Annotated in this window: 1 protein-coding gene; it reads right to left on the bottom strand. The window is 66.4% G+C overall.

Going from position 1 to position 1,137, the window contains the following annotated elements; translation table 11 throughout:
• Window positions 1-28 precede the first annotated feature (28 nt).
• A complete protein-coding gene (locus IE244_RS41525) occupies window positions 29-898 on the bottom strand; it encodes an IS5 family transposase (RefSeq protein ID WP_191878763.1) in 870 nt (289 codons plus the stop codon).
• Window positions 899-1,137: the final 239 nt, after the last annotated feature.

Genomic DNA, 1,137 nt, shown 5'->3' with positions numbered 1-1,137 from the left:
CTCTAAGAGGTCGTTTTCGTCCGAACTTTCATCCCTGGATGGGGTGTTTGGTGTCCTTTTGTGGGTCGCGCCAGGAGATGGTGCTCTCGCCGGTGAGGCGCCGGGCCATGAGGTCGGTCATGGCGATGTGAATGACGGCTTCGGATCGGGTGGAGAGGGTTTCGTAGTCGCGGGCCAGGCGGCGGTGGAGCATGAGCCAGCCGTAGGTCCGCTCGACCGCCCACCGCTTTGGGATCGGGGTGAAACCCCTGGTCCCAGACTTGCGGGCGGTGATCTCCATGTCGATGCCCAGGGTGGCGGCATGCTCGACGAGGTGCTGACGGTAACCGCCGTCGACCCACACCTTGCGGATGGCAGGGTGGTCGGCGGCGACCCGGTCGAGCAGCGCGGCGCCGGCGGCGGAGTCCTGCACGCTCGCCGCGGTCACCAGCACGGCGAGGAGAAGGCCGAGCGTGTCGGTCACGATGCTCCGCTTCCTGCCGACGATCTTCTTCCCGGCGTCAACGCCCTGGCCGGCGGCGGGGACGCTGGTGGAGGTCTTGACGCTCTGCGCGTCGATCACGCAGGCCGTCGGCTCCGCGTCCCGCCCCTCCTTCTCCCGCAGGAGCTGCCTGAGCAGGCCGTTGAGCTGGGTGAACACACCCTCGTCCGCCCATTTGGCAAAGTAGCCGTAGACGGTGTTCCAGGGCGGGAAGTCGTGCGGGAGGTAGCGCCACTGGACCCCGGTCCGGTCGACATACAAGATCGCGTCCATGATGTCGCGCAGGTCATGCTCGGGCGGCCGGCCGAAGTGCAGGGCCTTCCTGCGGCGCTCGAGACGCCACACGGCAAGGACTGGCTCGATCAACTCCCAGCGGGCATCGGACAGATCACTCGGATACGGACGTCGCTTCGCCATGCTTCCGGCGTACCGCCGCCGACCACCTGCGCCCAGGCGCACGGCCGCGACACCGGAAGCACGCAAACGCGAAGCCCGGGCACATTGGGATGAAACAGAACTGCGTCACCCTTGACCTCATCCGTGACCCCACCTGCCCCGCACACACCTGCCGCATCCGCGATCTCGCCTGCACCACGACCAGACATCCAGAGAATCGGTTGATACTCGACTAGTCCAGGCGAAAACGACCTCTAAGA

The sequence above is a fragment of the Streptomyces filipinensis genome (assembly GCF_014649495.1).
Lineage (GTDB): Bacteria > Actinomycetota > Actinomycetes > Streptomycetales > Streptomycetaceae > Streptomyces > Streptomyces filipinensis.
The sequence above is the reverse complement of the archived record's forward strand: the minus strand, read 5'-3'. Positions and strand labels throughout refer to the sequence as shown.

What these genes read in the sequence shown, in the direction of transcription:
- IE244_RS41525 (WP_191878763.1), bottom strand. Translation starts at nt 898, where the DNA reads ATGGCGAAGCGACGTCCGTATCCGAGTGATCTGTCCGATGCCCGCTGG.